The sequence below is a fragment of the Methanoculleus sp. UBA413 genome, assembly GCF_002502935.1.
In the GTDB taxonomy this organism is placed as follows: Archaea; Halobacteriota; Methanomicrobia; order Methanomicrobiales; family Methanoculleaceae; genus Methanoculleus; species Methanoculleus bourgensis.
In genome coordinates this window covers 36889-37421 of sequence record NZ_DAQR01000080.1, presented here as the reverse complement: position 1 = coordinate 37421, position 533 = coordinate 36889, and the positions used below count along the sequence as shown (strand labels likewise).

The following is a 533-nucleotide window of genomic DNA, read 5'->3' as shown; positions in this document are numbered from 1 at the left end:
GTGGCCCTGATCACCCACCTCTACCCGGCCGGGGAGCGGGGCTATGCGATCGGGCTCAACATCACAGCCGTCTACGCCGCGCTCTCGCTCGGGCCGTTCCTCGGGGGCATCCTGACCCAGTTCTTTGGCTGGAGGAGCATCTTTGTCGTGACCGCGCTCATCGCCGCCCCGGTCCTCTTCTCTGCAGACAAATTCCCGGCGTTCCTCAACGATCGGCACCGCGAAGACTTTGACATCCCCGGGCTGGTCCTCTCGTCGGCCCTGATCCTCTGCCTCTTCCTGGGTCTGGCCAAAGCGACCACCCCGACCGGCCTCGCACTTCTCGCGGCAGCCCTCCTGCTCGGGGTGGCCTTCTACCGGGTGGAGCGGCGGCACCCCGCCCCCCTCCTTCCGGTCTCGCTGCTTGCGTCGAACCGGGTCTTTGCCTCGTCAAACCTCGCCGCCCTGATCAACTACAGCGCCACGTATGCGGTCGGGTTCCTCCTCTCCCTCTATCTCCAGTACATCCGTGGCTACGAACCCGCCGCCGCAGG

1 protein-coding gene is annotated in these 533 nt (G+C 66.4%); it reads left to right on the top strand.

Annotated features, from left to right (window positions below; all coding sequences use genetic code 11):
- A partial coding sequence (locus BP858_RS06395) for an MFS transporter (protein WP_286879138.1) occupies window positions 1-533 on the top strand: 533 nt, incomplete at both ends.